The sequence below is a fragment of the Geomonas paludis genome (genome assembly GCF_014193585.1).
Classification (GTDB): domain Bacteria; phylum Desulfobacterota; class Desulfuromonadia; order Geobacterales; family Geobacteraceae; genus Geomonas; species Geomonas paludis.
In genome coordinates this window covers 107,089-126,498 of sequence record NZ_BLXY01000004.1, presented here as the reverse complement: position 1 = coordinate 126,498, position 19,410 = coordinate 107,089, and the positions used below count along the sequence as shown (strand labels likewise).

At 66.7% G+C, this 19,410-nt stretch carries 18 protein-coding genes; 14 read left to right on the top strand and 4 right to left on the bottom strand.

Going from position 1 to position 19,410, the window contains the following annotated elements:
• Window positions 1-168: 168 nt before the first annotated feature.
• The 14 genes from H7687_RS12590 to H7687_RS12530 all read left to right on the top strand — a co-directional run bounded on the left by H7687_RS12590 (window position 169) and on the right by H7687_RS12530 (window position 12,061).
• Window positions 169-1,275, top strand: a complete 1,107-nt coding sequence (locus tag H7687_RS12590; RefSeq protein ID WP_183347862.1) for an enolase C-terminal domain-like protein — start codon at window positions 169-171, stop codon at window positions 1,273-1,275.
• Window positions 1,272-2,441, top strand: a complete 1,170-nt coding sequence (locus H7687_RS12585) for a DUF819 family protein (protein ID WP_183347860.1) — start codon at window positions 1,272-1,274, stop codon at window positions 2,439-2,441. Before H7687_RS12590 ends, H7687_RS12585 begins: the two co-directional genes overlap by 4 nt.
• Window positions 2,420-2,770, top strand: coding sequence for a hypothetical protein (locus tag H7687_RS12580; RefSeq protein WP_183347858.1), 351 nt, complete (start codon window positions 2,420-2,422; stop codon window positions 2,768-2,770). The genes H7687_RS12585 and H7687_RS12580 overlap by 22 nt, the downstream gene beginning before the upstream one ends.
• A 17-nt stretch (window positions 2,771-2,787) precedes the next feature.
• Window positions 2,788-3,447: a transthyretin-like family protein gene (locus H7687_RS12575; RefSeq protein ID WP_183347856.1), complete on the top strand. Its 660-nt coding sequence runs from the start codon at window positions 2,788-2,790 to the stop codon at window positions 3,445-3,447.
• The gene (locus tag H7687_RS12570; protein ID WP_183347854.1) at window positions 3,448-4,149 is read left to right on the top strand and encodes a retropepsin-like aspartic protease; all 702 of its coding nucleotides are present in this window, start codon (window positions 3,448-3,450) and stop codon (window positions 4,147-4,149) included.
• 18 nt (window positions 4,150-4,167) lie between these two features.
• On the top strand, window positions 4,168-4,923 hold the full coding sequence (locus tag H7687_RS12565) for a M23 family metallopeptidase (protein WP_183347852.1): 756 nt from the start codon (window positions 4,168-4,170) through the stop codon (window positions 4,921-4,923).
• A 116-nt stretch (window positions 4,924-5,039) separates the two neighbouring features.
• Window positions 5,040-5,456: a hypothetical protein gene (locus H7687_RS12560; protein WP_183347851.1), complete on the top strand. Its 417-nt coding sequence runs from the start codon at window positions 5,040-5,042 to the stop codon at window positions 5,454-5,456.
• Between the two features lie 321 nt (window positions 5,457-5,777).
• Window positions 5,778-5,912: a hypothetical protein gene (locus tag H7687_RS22115; protein WP_281376704.1), complete on the top strand. Its 135-nt coding sequence runs from the start codon at window positions 5,778-5,780 to the stop codon at window positions 5,910-5,912.
• Between the two features lie 26 nt (window positions 5,913-5,938).
• The gene (locus H7687_RS12555) at window positions 5,939-7,633 is read left to right on the top strand and encodes a hypothetical protein (protein ID WP_183347849.1); all 1,695 of its coding nucleotides are present in this window, start codon (window positions 5,939-5,941) and stop codon (window positions 7,631-7,633) included.
• Between the two features lie 54 nt (window positions 7,634-7,687).
• Window positions 7,688-8,389 (top strand): flagellar biosynthesis protein FlhF, encoded by a 702-nt coding sequence (locus H7687_RS12550; RefSeq protein ID WP_183347847.1) that lies wholly within the window; start codon window positions 7,688-7,690, stop codon window positions 8,387-8,389.
• 181 nt (window positions 8,390-8,570) lie between these two features.
• Window positions 8,571-9,044 carry a nucleoside 2-deoxyribosyltransferase gene (locus H7687_RS12545; protein WP_183347845.1) on the top strand — a complete coding sequence of 158 codons (474 nt, stop codon included), beginning with the start codon at window positions 8,571-8,573 and terminating at the stop codon, window positions 9,042-9,044.
• A gap of 239 nt (window positions 9,045-9,283) precedes the next feature.
• Window positions 9,284-10,510 (top strand): MFS transporter, encoded by a 1,227-nt coding sequence (locus H7687_RS12540; RefSeq protein ID WP_183347843.1) that lies wholly within the window; start codon window positions 9,284-9,286, stop codon window positions 10,508-10,510.
• A 25-nt stretch (window positions 10,511-10,535) separates the two neighbouring features.
• The gene (locus H7687_RS12535; protein WP_183347841.1) at window positions 10,536-11,141 is read left to right on the top strand and encodes a transglutaminase-like domain-containing protein; all 606 of its coding nucleotides are present in this window, start codon (window positions 10,536-10,538) and stop codon (window positions 11,139-11,141) included.
• Between the two features lie 14 nt (window positions 11,142-11,155).
• On the top strand, window positions 11,156-12,061 hold the full coding sequence (locus H7687_RS12530) for an MBL fold metallo-hydrolase (protein ID WP_183347837.1): 906 nt from the start codon (window positions 11,156-11,158) through the stop codon (window positions 12,059-12,061).
• A gap of 112 nt (window positions 12,062-12,173) precedes the next feature.
• On the opposite strand, the gene H7687_RS12525 is transcribed toward H7687_RS12530, so the two are convergent.
• The 4 genes from H7687_RS12525 to H7687_RS12510 all read right to left on the bottom strand — a co-directional run bounded on the left by H7687_RS12525 (window position 12,174) and on the right by H7687_RS12510 (window position 19,040).
• On the bottom strand, window positions 12,174-12,497 hold the full coding sequence (locus H7687_RS12525; RefSeq protein WP_183347835.1) for a type II toxin-antitoxin system PemK/MazF family toxin: 324 nt from the start codon (window positions 12,495-12,497) through the stop codon (window positions 12,174-12,176).
• Window positions 12,491-12,739 carry an AbrB/MazE/SpoVT family DNA-binding domain-containing protein gene (locus H7687_RS12520; protein ID WP_183347833.1) on the bottom strand — a complete coding sequence of 83 codons (249 nt, stop codon included), beginning with the start codon at window positions 12,737-12,739 and terminating at the stop codon, window positions 12,491-12,493. Before H7687_RS12520 ends, H7687_RS12525 begins: the two co-directional genes overlap by 7 nt.
• Window positions 12,740-12,825: 86 nt before the next feature.
• Window positions 12,826-17,274 (bottom strand): translocation/assembly module TamB domain-containing protein, encoded by a 4,449-nt coding sequence (locus H7687_RS12515; protein WP_183347831.1) that lies wholly within the window; start codon window positions 17,272-17,274, stop codon window positions 12,826-12,828.
• Entirely contained in the window at window positions 17,271-19,040 is a 1,770-nt protein-coding gene (locus H7687_RS12510) for an autotransporter assembly complex protein TamA (protein ID WP_246404842.1), read from the bottom strand. Before H7687_RS12510 ends, H7687_RS12515 begins: the two co-directional genes overlap by 4 nt.
• Between the last annotated feature and the right edge of the window lie 370 nt (window positions 19,041-19,410).

The following is a 19,410-nucleotide window of genomic DNA, read 5'->3' as shown; positions in this document are numbered from 1 at the left end:
CCGCCCTGCGGGCACCCTCTCCCGGAGGGAGAGGGACTGACAGACGCCAACCCGGCAGCAGTTTGGCAGAGCCCGCACCAGTAGCCTTGCTTCAAATTGCCTTGTTGTTATGTTCCGCACTACCACGAGCTTCGACAGGTAAGCCACCGCCCCCGGAGGAACATTGATATGGAGAAGGTCTCCTTTGTAATAGACGATGCGCAGGCTTCCATCATTCGGGCGCCGCTGGCGACACCGTTTCGCATCTCCACCGGCCAGCACGACGAACTGGAAAACGTCTTCATCCGGCTGAGGGCCAGCGACGGCGCCTTCGGTTTCGGAGAGGCGGCGGTCGCCACACATATAACCGGGGAAACGGTCCCCGAAACCCTGGAGAACCTGCAAAGCGCCGCCTCGGCGCTGCGCGGGCGCAGGATCAGCGACCCCGCCGCGGTCTGCCGCGAGTTCGCCCCGGCGTTCGCCGGCAACCACGCGGCGCTGGCGGCGCTGGAGATGGCGCTGCTCGACCTCTCCGCCCGGGTCCAGGGCATCCCGTTCTACCGGTTGTTCGCACCGGTCGCGCCCATGCCGCAGCTTTCCTTCAAAACCGACATCACCGTCGTCATCGGCACGGTGGCGGAGGCCCGGGCCACGGCCAAGCTGTTCGCGGAGCGCGGCTTCACCTCCTTCAAGATCAAGATCGGCAGGGACGAGGAAGAGGACCTGCAGCGCATCCTGGCGGTGCGGGAAATGGCGCCGGGGTGCGAGCTCATCCTCGACGCCAACATGGCCTTCAACGCGCAGCGCATGCTCGCCTTCCTGGACCGGCTCGACGGCCATGAGGCGCGCCCGGTGCTTCTGGAGCAGCCGGTCCCGAAACAGGACTGGGAGGGGCTTGCCGAGATCACCGCGGCCCTGGAGGGAAGCGGCACCCTGGTCTGCGCCGACGAGAGCGTCGGCTCGCTGGCCGCGGCGCGGCGCGCCGTCGAGACCAACGCGGTCTCCGCCATCAACATCAAGTTCATGAAAAGCGGCATCCTCGAAGGGGCCGAGATCGCCCGGCTGGCCGCCGCCAACGGCAAGCGCCTCATGCTGGGGGCCATGATGGAGAGCGCCCTGGCCATCACCGCCTCGGCCCACTTCGCCGCGGCATTGGGGTGCTTCGACTTCATCGACCTCGACACCACCTTCTTCCTGAAGGGCGAGCTGTCGCGTTCCCCCTACCTGGACGACAGCGGCAGGTTCGACCTGACCGGGGCGGGGAGCGGCATCGGGGTCGTGCCCGAGCTGCCATGATCAGCCACCCGCTGCTCATCGTCGCCTCGCTGCTGTCCATCGAGGCCCTGGTGCTGTGGCTGTCGCGCCACGAGCGCACCGCGCGCTACTTCGACCTGTTGCCCGCGGTGTTCTGGATCTACTTCCTCCCCATGCTGGCGGCGACCTTCGGCATCATCGCCACCGACAGCCCGGTCTACGCCCTGATCCGGACCTGGCTTTTGCCGGCGAGCCTGGTGCTGTTGCTGCTGCCGGTGGACGTGAAGGCGATCCTGAGGCTCGGGCCGACGGCGCTGGCCATGTTCTTCATCGGCGCGGCCGGCATCATCGCCGGCGCCGGGATCTCCTTCGCCCTGTTCCGCCCGGTGATCGGGGCGCAGTTCTGGTCCGGCTTCGGCGCCTTGTCCGGGTCGTGGACCGGGGGGAGCGCCAACATGATCGCGGTCAAGGAGGCGCTCGCCATCCCCGACGCGGTGTTCGCGCCCATGGTCATCGTGGACACCGTGGTCCCCTACCTCTGGATGGGGTTCATGATCGCCATCGTCGGGCTGCAGCCGGCCTTCGACCGCTGGAACCGTTCCGAGCGCGGGGTGCTGGAGCACCTGGGTGAACAGGCGGCGCAGCACCTGGCCCAAAAGGGCGGGCGCAGGACGCCGGGCGGCATCGCCGGCTCGCTGGCCATCGCGCTGGCCGGCGGGGCTCTGGCGCACCTGGCGGCAGGGCTGTTGCCGCAGGTCCCGGACGTGATCACCCGCTACACCTGGACCATCATGCTCGTCACCCTGCTCGGGATAGCGCTCTCCTTCTCGCCGGTGCGCAAACTGGAGCGCGCCGGGGCCTCCCGCACCGGCTACGACCTGCTCTATTTCGTGCTGACCGCCATCGGCGCCAAGGCCTCGGTCGCCAGCATCGGCTCGGCGCTGGTGCTCATCGCCGCCGGGCTCTTGATCGTCGCCGTCCATGCCGTCTTCCTGCTGGTCGGGGCGCGGCTTTTGAAGGCGCCCATGTTCCTGGTGGCCGCCGCCAGCCAGGCCAACGTGGGGGGTGTCGCCTCGGCGCCGGTCGTGGCCGAGGTGTACCATCCGGGCCTGGCGTCGGTGGGGCTTTTGCTGGCCATCCTGGGCAACATCGTGGGGACCTGGCTCGGCATCCTGGCGGCGCAGCTGTGCCGCCTCTTCGCGGCATGATCACGCTGCGGCGCCTGAAACTGCTGCTGGCGGCGGCGCAACTGGCCTGTGCCGCAACGTCGCTCACCGCCGCCTGGCAGGCCGACGCCGCCATGGACAAGAGCGGGCTGGGCGACCTGGAGAGGTTCGCGTTCTGGAACAGCATCGTGGGGCTCAGCCTGATGCTGTTCTTCCTGCTCTGGGTGGCGGCGCTGTTGCTCGCGCTCTTCGCCTGGCAGCGGGACCCTTCCGCCGGGGCCTGGCAGCGCTGGAAAGACCTGATTCCCGACGTGTTGTGCCCGCCGGTTCTCCTCGCCGCGGGCTGGCTCGTATTCGCACTGTTCCACTGAGCACAACGAGGTACGCAATGCACATGGTTAGGCTGGTACTCGCGCTGATTTCCCTGCTCTGCCTCTCGGCCACGGCTTCGCACGCCATGTGGCCGGTCTACCACGAACCGGCCTTCGACGGCCAGGTGCTGGACCTGGAGAACAAGCAGCCGGTGGAAGGGGCGGTGGTGGTCGCCATCTACAATAAGAGGTCGATGGGCGCCGGGAAGGGGCAGTCCTCCACGGTGATCAACATCAAGGAGGCGCTCACCGACAAGGAAGGGAAGTTCCACATCCCCTCGTACACGACCATCCTGGCGCAGCCCTTCACCCGGCAGGACCGCACCGGCTTCCTGATCTACAAGCCCGGCTACGCCGCCGTCCAGCTCCCCCTCAAGAACCACTTCACCGCCAAGACGACCGCCGAGCGCGAGCTCTCCCCCTGGTACGACCCGGTGCTGAGCGGCAAGTACAAGATCAGGCTGCGCGGCGCCGGCATCGTCGAACTGCCGAGGCTCGCCACCAAGGACGAGCGGCTGAGGAACCTGCCGGCGCTGCCGGACCAGTTGGAGAACCTGGGCAAACAGAAGAACCTGACCAGGCTGATCAACGAGGAGAAGAAGGAACTGGGCGAGCCCGCGTTGGATCCCTACAAGGTGCGCCAGAACCTCTTGGCCCCGCCCAAGGGACAGAAGTAGATGAAGCTGCGCCCCGCGCTCGCCGCGCTACTGCTGCCCCCCCTCCTGTGCCCGCTCCAGGCGGGTGCCGAGTTCTATTCCTACCAGGACAAAAACGGCACCATGCATTTCGTGGACGACGCCGCCAAGATCCCCCGCGAGTACCGCAGGAAGGTGCTGGTGCGCAAGGATCAGTACGACGACCTTCCCCCCGAGGAGCGCGCCCGGATGCAGCAACGGGACCGGGAAGAGCGGGAGATGGCGCAGCGCCAGGAACAGGAGCAGTCCCTGCAGCGCCAGGCCCAGGCCCGGCGGGCTGCCCAGGAGGCGCGCACCAGGGCGCTCACCACGCGGGTGTTGATTGCGGGACGGCAGGTCTTCGTGCCGGTCCGGCTCAGTAACGGCTCCGTCCAGACCGACGCCATGCTGCTCCTCGACACCGGAGCGACCTCCTCGGTGATTTCCCCGGCCATCGCGGAGCGGCTGCAGCTGCAGGAATCGAGCAACGTCCGCATTGGCGTGGTCGGCGGCAGGGTGATGAACGCGCGCAAGGTCATCCTGAGCCAGATGGAGGTGGGGCCGGTGAGGAGATCGAACCAGGAGGCGGTCGTGGTGCGCCAGGGACGCGGCGAGTTCGGCGACGGGCTGCTGGGCATGAGCTTTCTGGCGGGCCTCAAGTACACCATCGACTTCAACACGCAAACCATCAACTGGATTCCCTGACCGCAGCACCGACTATCAATGATCCCTCTTCTTTTTTGCCGGCACCTGGCCCTACTCTTCATCACCGTGCTGCTGTTGTCCGCGCCCGCTCCGGACGCGCGGGGCGCCGACACGCAAGCGCTGCGCGCCCTAGCCGTGGAGTTCAACACGCTCAACACGCGCATCCGGGACAACCAGGTGGGCAAGGCCGAGGCCCGGGAACGCTTTCGGGAACTGGTCCAGGCCCTGGCGCGGGAGTACCGGGAGGCGGGAGCCGCGGAGTACCCGGCCGAGACCTGGTGCTTTCCCCTCAAGGGGTACGACCACCGGGCCATCGGAGGGCGCGGCAACGGCTACCAGTTGGGGGGCTACGACTACTTCGCCGGCAACCGGCACAGCGGGCACCCCTCGCACGACATCTTCATCCGCGACAAGGGGCAGACCGGTCTCGACGACCGCACCGGGAAACCGGTCCAGGTGCTCTCCGTGACCGGCGGCGTGGTGGTCGCCGCGGAGAGAGAGTGGCAGCCCGGCAGCCGCCTGCGCGGCGGCAAATACCTCTGGATCCTCGACCCGGCCACGCAGTCGCTGGTCTACTACGCGCACAACGCCGCCCTGCACGTGGCGGTGGGGGACCTGGTGCGCCCCGGCGACCTCATCGCCGAGGTGGGCCGGACCGGCCTCAACGCCTACAAGAAAAGATCGCCCACGCACCTGCACCTGACCCTGCTCTCGGTGGCCAGCGGCCTCCCCGTGCCCATCGATCCCTACCGGACACTGTCAAAGGCGAAATAGGGGACTGGCTCCGCCAGGTGCCTGTCCCCCTTGAACTGGGTGATACTTTCTCTGGAGGTTTGTGGTGACTATCGGGTAGAATACTGCTCGACACAGCACACACAGGAGGTGTCCCGATGATCTCAGCACTCTCGGCATACAGGGCGATGATACTGGAGTCTGCCAAGGGAAAGGACGCGGTCAAAGAGAAGAGCCCGGTTGCCGCCGCCTCTATGCCTGCCGGCAGCGAAGAAAGTTCGGCAGCCGATGCCGACCTGGTCAACATCTCCACCTCCCAGGACGTCTTCAGCGCCGTGGACAGCTTCTTCAACCTGGGCGCGTCCAACCGCTTCGACGCCTTCCATAAGCTCTCCCCGCAGGACAAGGAGCAGTTCGTACAGATCGTCGCCGACCTGGCCAAGGCGGGCTACATGGGGTACGAGGAGCTCGTGGTCAACAACAAGGTCGAGCGGCACGACCTGGAAAACAAGATCGGCGACCAGCGCATCCGCGGCGCCAGGGTCTACGACAGCAGCCACGAGTCGAAGCGCTGACCCCGGCAGCGCCCGCGGCCTCGATACCTTCCGCTACTTGAGGCCGCGGCACCAGGCCACCCCCTCCCCCCACAGTCATTCCTGCATCTCCGTCGTCCCCGCCACTGTCTCACTCCAGTCATGCGTCTCTCTCTATTCCGCCCCCGCTGTACTAATTTTTCACTGCCTGTTCAAAGCCTGCACAAGAAATTTTTTTACGGACTAAAGAATTTTCTATGTTTTCCGAGGAGTTGGGGAATGGCATGCAAACTGCTGTAAGCCGGTATCGATACTTGCCGATCAACTGGTCCACCAGCGGTTAAAACACACAGGAGGAGTTTTATGAAGAAATCAATGACTTTGGCGGTGGCAGCGATGACAGTGTTGGTCCTTTGTTTGGCAGGATGCGGCGGTGGCGGCACGCAGCAAAACCCGGGTGGCGGAGCGAAGGGCACCATCCAGGGCAGCGCCAAGTAGCCGGACCCCACAAAGGAGATCGAACCATGAAAAAAATTTCCAGCTCCATACTTGCCGCCGCCACCCTGCTCAGCTTCGGGGCCGGCACCTGTTTCGCCCTCACCGCCAGCAGCAACTACACCATCACCACCAGCAAGCTCAAAAGCGACGGCACCCTGGCCACCATCGAGACCAAGCCTGCGGTAACGGACGCGGACGGGAAACTTACCTTCACCCTGACCACCCTCCCCACCAACGCCGAGGTCAACTTCATCGCCTTTACCATCAAGGACGCCGGAGGCGCCATCGTGCGCCAGGGCGTCGCTCCCGCGCCTCCCGACGGTGACGTGAACCAGCTCGGCATCAACGACCTGGCCACGGTCCAGGCCGCCACCTTCCTGAAGGCCGCGGAGCTTGCCGGCACCGACGACCCCATCCTGGCCGCCTATCTCCTGACGCTGCTGCGCTCCCCCGATATGCAGGCGGGCGACCTGCTCAAGCTGGCGGCCCTTGGCCAGGGCGCCATCAAGGGCCAGGGCGGCTTCGAGTCATACCTTTTGGCCAACGGCGTCTCCGACGCCAAGCTCGCCGCCCTCAAGGGGTGTCTCATCTACAACCCGGACAGCACCAAGTCCACCCTGCGCGACTTCACCAAGGGGTACTACGCCGCCGTGCAAAGCGGCAGCACCGCCACGGAAACCAGCGAGACCCAGAAGGCAGGCGGCCTCATGGCCGACGTCTTCATGAACGCCGCGGCCTGCGCCGACGTGGAACTGGAACAGATCACCAACGCCCACGAGGCGGCGGGCGCCGCCGCCGATGCCACCGGCCTGTTCAGCGGCCCCGGCGGTATCTCCACCAACCTGCGTGACTCCATCGACCAGTCCATGTCCACCTTCAACCGCAAGATCAGCATGGTGAAGATGGTCACCGACTACACCAACGCGCTCAACACCCTGCAGGCCAGCGGCGCACAGGTCGCCACCTTCATCGCTGCCGCCCAGGCCATGGCAGCTTCGACCGCGAGCGTGGACGCAACCTACGGCGACTTCTTCCGCGATCCCGCCGCCTACCTGGCCGCGCACCCCGGCACCGATGCCGAAACGGTACAGCAGGCGATCAATACCGTCTTCCAGAACGCCTGGACCACCTTCCAGAACGCCATCGCCGCCAGTAACGGCGACATCGCGGCGCTGAAGGCGACCATCATGAGCGCCTTCCCCGGCATCATGCTCCCGCCCGACTTCGGGACCAACTACATCGGGCCGCAGACCCAGGTCAACTGGCCCATCCAGCAGGTGGTCATGGTGAACTGGATGCTGAACCTGATCCAGGGGGGCGGCAGCATCAGCTACACCCGGGACACCACGCCGATTCCGCCCATGATGCAGCAATGGCTCGGCTCCTGCTCCAATACCCAGTACTGGGACCAGCAGAGCTGCACCGGTCACGGCGGCACCTGGACCTCGCAGCGCAGCACCTTCGACACCCCGTCCACGGCCTTCAACGCCTACCTCGCCATCCAGCAGGACGTGAACGTCGTGGACATGGCCAGGAATTCCATCTGGGACAACAACAACCAGCCGACCCAGGAACAGCGGATGCAGGCGGCTTCCAATTTCATGACCCGGCTCGGCATCATCGAGGGTAAGATCATCGCCACCAAGGCCGGCGGCGCCCCGGCAAGCTCCGCCGAGAAGAAGGCCATCATCAAGCTGATGCTGCAGCCCAACGCCAACTAGGGATGTGGCGCCCTGCCCTGCTCCGCGGGGGAAGGGCGCCACTCGGGTACGACCATGAAATCAACCCCTCTGCTCATATCGGCACTGCTGCACCTGGCGCTCGGCGCAGCCGTCTGGTGCTACAGCGAGGCCAGGCCGGCGGTCAGGCCGCCCGTGCTCTACGTCGACCTGGCGAGCATCGATGCTGCCGCGCACGAGACGGCTCCGGTCGCGCGGGTCGAAGCGCCCGTCGAGCCGGCCGCCCTGCAGCATGACGCGCCCGAGAGGGGCGAGGTGGAGCCGGAGCCGGCGCGGGTGCCTGCCGCCGAGGCCGTAAAGGCGGAGCCGGAAGCGGCACAGGTGGCCGCAGCCGGGCCTGCTGCCGGCGAGGTACAGCCGCAGCAGGCGCAGGTGGCGCCGGAAATCAGCCGTGCCTTCGCCGGGGCCTGGCATGCGCAGCAGATGATGTACAACACGCGCCGCTACCTCCAGGTCGCCGGGTTCGCCATGCGCCAGGTGCTGGAAGGGAAACTCGCCGCCGCCGAGCGGGAGCGGCTCGCCGGCGCCAAGGTCCGGATTACCGCGAGCTACGACGACGGCGCGCCCCCCGACTTTGCAGTGCAGACGGACAGCGCGGAACTGCGCGCCCTCTTAAACGACAACACTGCCTGGTCGCGGGTCCCCTCTCCGGGAGAGTGCAAGGTGCAGTACAAGAAAGTCGCCTTCGTGGTCAGCCTGGAGCGCGGAACGATTCAGGTCGGTCTCTCGCCCCAGTAAAGAGCCAGGCAGGTGCAACGTCCTCCTTCCGTCGCTTTGGGTCCCCTGCGACGGATTTGGCCCCCGGTGTCATGTCGGGGGCCCTTTTTCATTTACATCCCCCACGCCTCGACCTATATTCTCACTACCCTTGCCTGGATCACCCGAAGCCACCCCGGCGCAGCCGCAGATGGAGATTGCCATGACCGAGAAACGAGCCACCGTCTACCTCGCCTCCCCCCTGGGCTTCAGCCGCGAGAACAACCCGTACCGCGAGCGGATCAAGGAGCGCCTGGACCGCCTGGGCTGCAGCGTCTTCGACCCCTGGGAGCAGGAGGAAGTGGCGCAGCGGATCGAAGAGGCCATGTCCGTCGAGGATGGTGGCGAGCGGGCACGGGCCATCCGGGAGGCGGCCCGCTTCACCGGCGCGGTCAACGCGCGGGGACTCAAGGGGAGCGACGTGGTACTGGCGGTCCTGGACGGCACCGAGCCGGACAGCGGCACGGTGGCGGAGTTGGGCTACGGCGCCGGGATCGGGAAAAGGTGCTACGGCCTGCGCACCGACTTCAGGGACTGCGGCGACTTCCCCGGCGTGCCGCTGAACCTGCAGGTGCTCCATTTCATCGAGGAAAGCGGCGGCCGGCTGTTCCGCAAGATCGAAGAGATCGAGCTGTAACGGCTGCCCAGCAGTCTCCCCCTTCCCCCTCTCCCTCCGGGAGAGGGTGCCCGAAGGGCGGGTGAGGGCTCTGCCGGCTGCGGTCATGTTGCCCATGGCAACGCCCTCACCCTGGCCCTATCCCGGGGGAAGAGGGAATGTGGACCTACGGTGCTGGAGGCGTCCTGCCTCGTCTGCCTCGTGCGGAAATCAGCTTTAATATTGACAGCGCTCACCGTTGCGGCTAGCTTGGCCGGACCATGAGCGACGCCGATCACGACATCAACCTTACCGGACAGTTCCGCCCCCCCAATCACCGCCAGAGCGTGCAGGTGCTGACCTGCTGCGTCATCGGCTTCATCTGTTTCCTCGGTGCCTACATGCGCATCCCGGTGCTGCCGCTTCTGGCCAGCAGCATCGGCGCCGGCACCGCCCAGATCGGGCTCATCAACGCCGCCTTCATGCTTTCCGCCGGCATCCTCGCCGTACCGTCGGGACTCCTCTCGGACCGGATCGGCATCAGGCCCGTCCTCATCACCGGCCTCGCCCTGATGAGCTGCGCCTCCCTGATCATCCCCTTCTGCTATACGCCGCTTCTTTTGGGCGCCGTCTATCTCGTCTTCGGCATGGGGCTCTCCGCTTTCACCCCCACCATGATGTCATCCGTGGCCCGCGTCGTGCCGCGCTCCCACGTCGGGCGCGCCTACAGCTGGTACACCACGGCGGTCTACCTCGCCATGACCTTCGGGCCCGCCAGCGGCGGATGGTTCGGCAAGGCGCTCGGGATCAGGGAAGTCTTCTTCGTTTCCGGGGGCCTCATCGTGGCCGCCCTGGTCGCCGTACTCTCCTTGCTGCCCCGCGAGGAGGAGCAGCCCCACGACGAGCACGCCGAAGAGGTTCCGTCCGGCATCCTCTCCAACCGTCGCCTCCTGGCGGCGCTGGTGGGGACGCTCGGGGGCTGCTTCGGGTTCGGCATGTTCATCTCGTTTCTCCCCCTGCACGCCCGCGCCCTCGGTCTCAACGTGGGGCAGATCGGCGTCATCTTCGCGGCGCAGGCCCTGGTGAACGTGCTGCTGCGCATCCCGTTCGGGCACCTGAGCGACCGGGTGGACCGGGGACTCATGTCCGGCATCGGCCTCGTGCTCTGCGCGCACGCCGTGGGCGCCGTCGGCCTGGCGCACGGCATGGGGACGCTGCTCGTCTGCGCCTGCGTCCTCGGGGCCGGCATGGGGATCGGGTTCACCGCCCTGAGCGCGCTGGTGGTGGTCGTGATGCCCCCCAGGCAGCGGGGACTCGGGCTGGGGCTGTACAACAGCTGTATCTACCTCGGCATGATGCTCAGTTCAGCCACCATGGGCATGGTCATCAAAGCCGCGGACTTCGCCACCGGCTTTTTCACGGCCGGTGCCGTCACTTTTGTGCTGACAGTACTTTTCTCTTATATATACCGTGATACCATGTTGAGTCTGGCAGGAAAGGATCAGTAACAGCCACAGACAGGAAGGATGGAGCATGGAACAGTACCTGGAGGCCACGGAGTATATCGATTGGCGACATCCGGCCGTAGTCGACAAGGCGCAGAGCCTGTCGGCCGGTGAACTTAACAAGACCGTGATAGCACGACGCTGCTTCGAGTTTGTCCGCGATCGGATCAAACACAGTTGGGACTACCAGTTGGACCCGGTGACCTGCCGCGCCTCCGAGGTCCTCGAGCACGGCACCGGCTACTGCTATGCCAAGAGCCACCTGCTGGCCGCCCTGCTGCGCGCCAACGGCATCCCCGCCGGGTTGTGCTACCAGCGCCTGTCCCTGCACGACGGCGGCCCGCCGTACTGCCTGCACGGCCTGAACGCCGTCTGGCTGCCGGACCACGGCTGGTACCGGGTCGATCCCCGCGGCAACAAGCCCGGCATCGACGCGCAGTTCGCGCCCCCCGACGAGCGTCTTGCCTTCCCGATCAGCGAGCGCCTGGAAGCCGACCTGCCCGAAATCTGGCCCGAGCCGCTGCCGCTCGTGGTCCGGGCGCTCACCACGCACCGGACCATCGCCGAGGTGTACCACAACCTCCCCGACATCGAACTGGTCGGCAGTTACAACTCCGAAACCATCACTTTCTGAAAAAGGAGAATGCAATGAGGAAGACCGCCGTACTGACCACACTCGTCCTGGCTTTCACCCTGCTGCTGGCACAGGCCGCCTGCGCCGAGCTCACCAAGCTCGCCGACAACGTCTACTCCTACGTGGGGAGCAACGACGCCTCCCCGGGTCACAGTTTCGCCGCCAATGCCGGCATCGTCATCGGCAAGGAGGGCGTGCTGGTGATCGACACGCTCATCTCCGCCAAGGAAGGACAGCGCTTCCTGGCCGACATCCGCAAGGTCACCGACAAGCCGATCAGGTACGTGGTGAACACCCACACCCACCTCGACCACGCGCTGGGGAACTGCGTCTTCGCGAAGCTGGGCGCGACCGTCATCTCCCATGAGGCCGACCGCACCTACCTCGCCGCCAACGGCGCAGGACTTTTGCAGAGGGCCGCGAATTACGGCCTTAAGCCCGAGGACATGGCGGGGACCGAAATCGCCCTCCCCACCCTCGCCTTCAGCAACGAGATGCTGCTCGATCTGGGGGGCGAGGAGGTGCGCCTGATGCGGGCCGCACCCTCCCACACCGCGGGGAGCCTGGTGGTCTACCTGCCCGCGAAAAAGATCCTCTTTGCCGGCGACATCCTCTTCACCGACTTTCACCCCTTCCTGGCCGACGGCGACTTCACCGGCTGGATCCGGACCATAGACGCGCTGCTGGCCATGGACGTGGACAAGGTCGTTCCCGGTCACGGTCCCCTTTCCGGCAAGAAGGACCTGCGGGATATGAAGGAGTACATCCAGCTCTTCGACAAGAAAGCGACCGAACTGGCGGCGCAGACAAGCGACGCCGACGCCATCAGCGCCGAACTGTTGAAGACCCTCCCCAAGCGCACCATGGCCGAGTGGATGGTGAGCTACAACGTGAAGAGCCGCTACCTCGCCAAGAAGTAGCGACCGAAGGGACTGGCTCCGTTAGGTGCCTGTCCCTCTACGTGCAGAATTGACGCAAAAGGGGCGGCCATAACTGGCCGCCCCTTCTTTTTGCCGGTTAAATCGGCGGGGGTTACGGGGCGAACATATCGGCAAGGATGGCCAGAACCTGATCCTGAGCGTCCTTTGCCAACCGCCCCTGCTTTTCGACCAGTCGGGATTTATCTATGGTTCGGATCTGGTCAAGGACCACTTGGCCATCCTTGCCGCGAAAGGAACACGAAACCCGCGTCGGATAATCCCTCCCCTTAGTTGTCATCGGGGCGACGATCACGGTTCCCAAGTACTTGTTCATTTCGTCAGGGGAGATGATAAGACACGGCCTGGATTTACGAATCTCTCTCCCTACCGTCGGATCCAGGTTGACTAGATAAACCTCGAAGCGCTTGGCTACCATTCCCACTCGTCCTTGTCCCACTCGGTCTGGACACCTTCGTCCACGAGCTTATCATCACCCTGTTCAGCCATAAGCCGGAACTTTTCTGTCCATCCATCCCGCGGACGGGATGCAGATCGTATGACGATCATGCCGTCTTCTACTTCAACATCGACTTCCGTCCCGACACGGCTTTGCTCCAGAAGAACCTTGGGGATGCGGATTCCCTGGGAATTTCCGATACGGATGATATTCGTCCTCATAGCTGCCCTCCACCTTTGTGGCTACATTGTAATTACAACAATTACGTGCGTCAACCATTAATGGAAGACGAGGGGTGGCCGCCCGATTACCTGAACTCCAGCTTGTAGTAGACGTCGACGCCGGATTCGGAGCCGCTCTGGGTCTCGATCTGCATGCGCTTGAAGATGTCGTAGCGCAGCCGGAACAGGTTCTGACCGGTAATCAGGGACCGGCCGTAGCTTAAGTAGAGCTCCGGGGTCAGGTACTTGCCGACCGAGAAGACGGACTCGCCTGCGGTGGGGGTCTTGGCGGAAATGGCGCCGGTCGGGGTGGTGGCGATCTCCTTGTACCCCATGCGGCCGGTGGTCGTGGTGTCGACCTGCTCCAGCCCCAGCGTGCTCAGGCCGAGCCGGTCCTTGATCTGGTCCTGCAGCGACTCGGACTTGCCGAAAGAGAAGAGACCGGCGGCCGCGGTGGCGAGAGCCCCGCCCTGCTCGTTGCTGGTCCCCATGGGATGACCGAGCACCATGTAGGCGAGGATGTCCACCTCGGGCATGGCGGGCTCGGAGTAGAGCTTCACCACCGGCGCGTTCAGGAAGCCCCCCACCGTCACCCCCGCCTTGACGTCCCCCACGGTGCGCAGGGCCAGCACGTCGAGCGTGGGACGGGTCACCGGGTCGTTCACGTAGTAAATCCGCCCGCGCACGATCTCCAGGTTCATGCCGTAGGCGCGGTAGCGCCCCTTGATCACCTTGATCTCCCCGGAGCTCTCGATCTTGTCGATCCCGTTCAGCACCAGGTCCATGCTGCCGCCCAGCTGGGCGTCGATGCCGGACGCCTCCACCCGCACCTTGTCGCCGAGCACCACCTTCACCCTCCCCTCCACGAGCAGCGGGATGGCGGTCTCCTTACCCTTGGGGGGAGCCCCCTCGAAAACCACGTCCTCGCTGGGGGCGACCACGTGCTGCGCCGGTGACCCGGAGATGAGCATCTCGGGGACGCCGATCTCGCCGTTGATGGTGGCCTTTCCGGCGTCACCGGCGATGGTCAGCTGGGGCGAGGTGTACATGGTGAGCTCGGGCAGGTACACGGTCTGGAACCGCTGCCCGCTCAGGGTCCCCTGGTAATCCTGCACCTGCCACCCCTTGAGCCGCATCAGCAGGTTGCCCACCAGTTCGCCGCCGCCGGAGAGTGCCCGGAGCCGTTCGATGCGCATCTGGTCACGTTCCAGGCGCGCCAGGAGCTGTACCCCGGTGAGCGTGATCCCGGCGCTGGGGAGATAGGCGCCGGCATCGGCGATCTCCAGGGTCCCGGTCAGCAGCGGGTCACCCCAGGTCCCGCCGGCCTTGAGGTCGACGCTGAGCGTGCCGCGGGTCTCCTGCACCAGCCCGGGGAAGAAGGTGTTGAGGAAGCCGTGCTCCTGCAGCGTGCCGGACAGGCTCCCCTCGACCGCGCCTGCCGGGTTGGGAGTCACCGGCAGCCGGGCCGGGATGGGGAGGAGGAAATGGCCTTTGGCCTGCCCGTAGTCGGCGAGGGAAAGATCGAGGTTGCCGGTCAGGGTTTCGCCGCGCCAGGCGAAGTTGAGCAGGGCCGAGCGGACGGCGGCGCTGGCCTCGCCGGTACCGCCCTGCCACTGGGCGCTCCCCTGCGAGAAGCCGGCCTCGCCCGCCATCTCCAGCCGCTTGCCGGGGAGGAGCCTCCCCTTGGCGCTGCCGTGCAGTTCCCCCTGGATGTTGACCGTACCCGGGAGCCACGGGCGCAACAGGGCGGGCTTGATGTCGCTCCACTGAACGCTGAAGTCCCCGGTCTCGGGAAGGGCGCTCCCGGCGGGGGAGTCGGAAGCGAGGGCGGCCTGAAGGCTGCCGCCGGTGTCCAGCCAGAGATCGGCGGCGGCGCGGGTCCCGGTGCGGTCGGCGTCGACGCGCAGGGTGAACTGGCTGCCGATCACCTTCTCGCCCTGGGAGCGGTAGGCCCCGGTGGCATCGGCGCTGCCGTGCAGCACCAGCTCGCCCCCCGCCTTGCCGGTGTCGCGCCGCTCGAAGGAGAGCTCGGCGCGGTCGATGGAGGCGTCGAACTCGTCCCCCTTGGCCCGCCACAGTACCCGGCCGCCGGAGAGGGCGGTGTTGCCGGAGAGATCCATGCGCCGCCCCGGCAGCAGCCGCCCCTTCACCTCGCCGGCAAGTCTCCCGTCGAGGGCGAGATCGGGGGAGAGGTAGGGGCGCAAAAGCGCCAGGTCCAGGTCGGACCAGGTGAGGGCGAGGTCGCCGCGCGCGGGGGCGGCGAGGCGGGCGGGCTCCCCGGAACGGAAGGTGAGACGGGCGCTCCCCTCACCCTTTTCCAGCGCGAGATCGACCGCGGCGTCAATCCCCTGCGCCCCTCCCTGCAGGGTGGCCTGGAAACGCTCCAGCCCTACCCGTTTGCCGTCGGCGACCACGGCCCCGCTCGCCTCGGCGCGTGCCGTGACGGTGGCCCGCCCCCCGGGGGCAAGGCGCAGGTCGAAGCTGCCGGAAGAGGCGCCGGAGAGGTCCCCCTTGGGGAGCCAGACGTCGGCGCGGGCCAGGTTGAGCCCGCTCCAGCTGCCGGTAAAGGCGCCCGAGCGGTCGCGCTCCAGGTGCCCGGCCAGTTCCAGCCGCTCGCCGGGGGCGCCGTCGATGATCAGGGGCGTGGTGCTGAAGCGCCCCTGCCCGATGGTGAGCCGCGCCGGTGCGGCGAGTGCGAAGGGCGCCACGCCGTCGGTGCCTGAGAAGCGGGAAAGCTCGCCGCGCCAGACGCCGTCGGCATAGCCGCCCGAGGCGGCGAGATCGACCTCGGCCACACTCGAGGTGAGCTGCGCCGCCAGGGTGTGCCGCCTGGAGGTGCCGCGCAGGGCGAAGGAGGCGGCGTCCACCGCGAGCTGGCCGGCCCGCAGCGCGCTCGCCGTCCCGCGCAGGGACACGGGGAAATCCTTTCCCTCCCCGAGGCTTGCCTGCAGTTCGACCGTGCCGGCGCGGACCCCGCCCACCGCCAGGCCGTGTCCCCTGGCGGCAGCCGCACCGGAAAGCATCCCTTCGCGCCAGCGCAGCCAGCCGTCCGCTGCGACGGCGCCGGCGCTCCCCGGGACCAGCCCGGAGAGGTCGGTCACGTCGGCGGCAAAATCAAAGCGCCGGTCGGGCTCGCCGTGCCCTTGGAACCGGAACCCTTTACCCGCCAGCAGCAGGCGCTTAACCGCCAGCTTGGCGCCGGCAAAACTCCCCTCCACCTCGCCGGTCAGGTCGTGCCCCTTGAGCCTGCTGTCCAGAAGCCGCGCCTGCACGCTGCCGCGTACCGGCCCGCCCTCCTGCTGCCCCACCACCCCGGTGAGGTCAAGGTTCACCACCCCTTGCCAATCAGCGGCCAGCGCTTCCGGGTCCAGCCCCCGCCCGGACAGTTTCCCGCTCACCCGCCAGCCTTTGCTCCAGTCCACGTCCAGCGCGCCGCGCACGCTCCCCTGGAGCCACTTGCCGGAGAGCGGGTCCAGGCGCATGCCGTTCTTGTCGCCGCGGTAACGCGCCGCAAGCCCCATGCTCTCCCACCCGGGCCCCTGGTTGGTGAGATTGAAGGTGCCCAGGTAGCGGGACGGGCTCCCGGAGAAGGTGAGGTCGCCGTTAAGGAGGGCGGGGTGCTTGAGCTCCCGCTCCAGGTCGAGGTGGTCGGCGTGCAGGGCGAGCGCGAAGAGCGGTTCGTCCTTGGTGAGGGTCATGCTGCCGTTGCCGGTGAGGGTCCCCGGACGGTCGGGGCGCAGCAACCGGAAGTGCCGGAAATTGAAGCCGGTCCGGGTGATGCCCAGCTCACTGGTCAGCTCCAGGTGCCGTCTGCCACGGCGGCTGCCGGCAACTGCGATCGGCCCCGCCAGCTGCTCGGGATCCCGTCCCGGCTCGAGGCGCGCCTGCACCGAGACCGCGTCCAGGTCCGCGACCGGCTGCGACGGGGCGAGGCGCAGGTCAAGGCGCAGCGAGGGACGCACCAGCCCGGCGGTCAGTTCGACCGAGGCGGTCCCCCGGGCCTCGGCGAGGCTCCCCCCCGAGACGGTGAGCACGCCGTCACGCAGGGTGAGCCCCGCCGCCAGCTCGCTCAGCAGGAAGGGCTCCCCCTGGAAGTGGCGGTAGCTCATCCCCTTCAGGCTGAAGTGCTCCACCCGCGCCTCCAGGCGGCGCAGCCTTTCGCTCACCTGCGGCCAGCGCAGTTCCGGGGTCTTGGCGACCAGCGGGGTATCGTCCTGGATGCGCAGCGCGGTGAGGGAGAGGTCGTGCACCAGGAGCTTGCCGTGCAACAGACGCACGGGCTCCCAGGAAAGATCCAGGCGCTCGAGCTGCAGCACCACCTTGGGGCGGTCGAGGCGCACGCCCGTCAGCCGCAGCCGGTCCCAGAGCCGCCCCTCGACCTGGCGCACCGAAACCTTGGCGCCGGATAGCCCCACCAGGGTGGTGACGGCGAATCGGGCGCCCGAACTGGTATCCAGCAGCCAGAACAGCCCGGCGGCCGGGACGACCACCAGCCCCAGCAGGGGGAGCCCTATGTAGAGCGCAAGCCGCTTCAAAATTCAAACCCCACGGTGAAATGGATGCGGATCGGCGGCGAGTTGGGCGCGAGCGGATGGGCCAGGTACAGGTTCAGCCCCCCCACGGGGGTGTAGTAGTGGGCGCCGACCCCCACCCCCTGCTTCAGGTCCACGTTGCCGAACTCGTTGAAGGCGTTGCCGATGTCGTCGAAGATGGAGACACCCCAGTTCTTGAACAGGGCCCGCTCCAGCTCCAGGCTCCCCACCAGCAGGTGTTTCCCCCCCACCACCCTGCCGGCCGCGTCCCTGGGGCCGAGGCTCTGGTAGGCGTAGCCGCGCACGCTCTGGTCGCCGCCGGCGAAGAAGCGGATCGAGGGGGGAAGCTCCGCCAGCGGATCGGTCAGGATGCTGTACCCCGTGTTGGCGCGGGCGTGGAAGGTCAGGCGCCCGGGGATGGGGATCAGCACGCTGGCGTTGCCGATGCCCTGGACCAGGCCGGTATCCGAACCGAAGTACTGGTGGGCGCCGCGCAGGTCGAGCGAAACGCGGTAGCCGCTGGTCGGGCGGACCAGGTCGTTGAAGCGGTCCTTGGAAAAGCGGAAACCCGGCAGCACCAGCCGGGACTGCGAGCTCACGTTGGCCACCTTGTAGTTTTCCTGCTGGATCTTCAGGTAGGGGGTGGCGACCTCGCCGCGCCCCAGGCCGAAGTTGCGGTCGAATTCCACGGCGGCCAGCCGGCTTTGATAGGTGGAAACGGTTTCGCGCTGCAGGTTGAGCTGGATCGAGGTCGAGCTCCGGAGGTCGCTGGCGCTGGGCATGGTGTAGCGTCCGGCAAAGCCCTGCAGGCGCTCCGCCATGTACAGGCTCAGGTCGAGATCGTTCCCCTCGTGGGCGAGGTTCAGGTCGCGGTAGTGCACCGAAAACCGGCCGCCGGTATCGGTACCGTAGCCGACGCCCGGCCGCAGCGTGCGGCGGGGCACGGCGGTGAGCCGCACCAGGACCGGCACCTTGTGCTCCTTGGCCTCCTCGCGCTGCGGCGTCACCACCACCTGCCGGAAGCGCTCCGAGTTGGCGAAGTTGAGCTGGGTCTCCCCGAGCTTGGCGTAGGAGAACGGGTCCCCCTCCTTGAAGGCGATGAACCGTTTCAGGTAGACCTCCGGGTAGTCGGAACCGCCCTCGATGTGGGTGCCGTCGAAGTAATAGCGCCCCCCGGTATCGAGGGTGAGGTGGATGCGGGCAGTAGCGAGATCGGGGGAGATGCGGATCTCGTGGCGGGGAAAGCCGGCGTCCAGGTAGCCCAGGGTCTGGGCCTGCGACTGCAGCGCGCTCTTGGCCCGCTCGTAGTCGGGCTGCAACAGCACCTGCCCCTGGGCAAGCGGGAAGGAGGCGGCCAGGCGCCGCAGTTGCTTTAACTGCGCCCCTTCCCCTTCGAGCTTCAGGTCGACCTCGACCACGCGCACCGGTTCCCCGGGATCGACCGCCACCTCCACGAGGGTCTTGCCCCCCGTCCCTTCCCGCACCGTCGCGGTGGCCTTGGCCCGGTAGAAGCCGTAGGGCTGCAGGGCCACCCGCGCCTTTTCCGGCGCCTGCCGTGCGAAGCGCTCCAGCCAGAGCCGGTCCACCTTGCCGTCGCGCACCAGACCGTGCGGCAATTCGAGCGCCCGGCGCACGTTGTCCTGCGCGTCCCCCTCGACGCCGGCGACCACGACCTCCACCGGGTCCGCGGCAAGGGCCGGCGCGGCAACACAGAAGAGCCAGGTAAGACTCAGGGCGAGACGCAGGTATGTAGCAACGATTCGGGACATGCGGCTCCAGGTTCGATGCATCGTTGCTCCGCCCCCAGTCATGGCGGCAGAAGGCAACTGAACATGGGAAGGATCTAACCATGCCAGGATGGAAACCCATGAAGTTTACCATGCCGATACGCGATGTTGTGCTTTTGCAGACAATATCCGGCAGGCAGAGCCCGATGGTGAGTCAAAACCATGACAGCCGGTGTTTTGCCTGTGAGCGTCCCGCCGGCGCCGGAGCTGGATAAGCACCACCACTGTTGAACTTACACAGTCACACACCTCCCGGCACGCTTTTCTGCTAGGGCGAAACCGTTGCCGTTTCCGGTCTCCCCATCCTCCTTGTCACAAGCGCGCACGGCTATCACAGTCTGTCGCCTCGCAA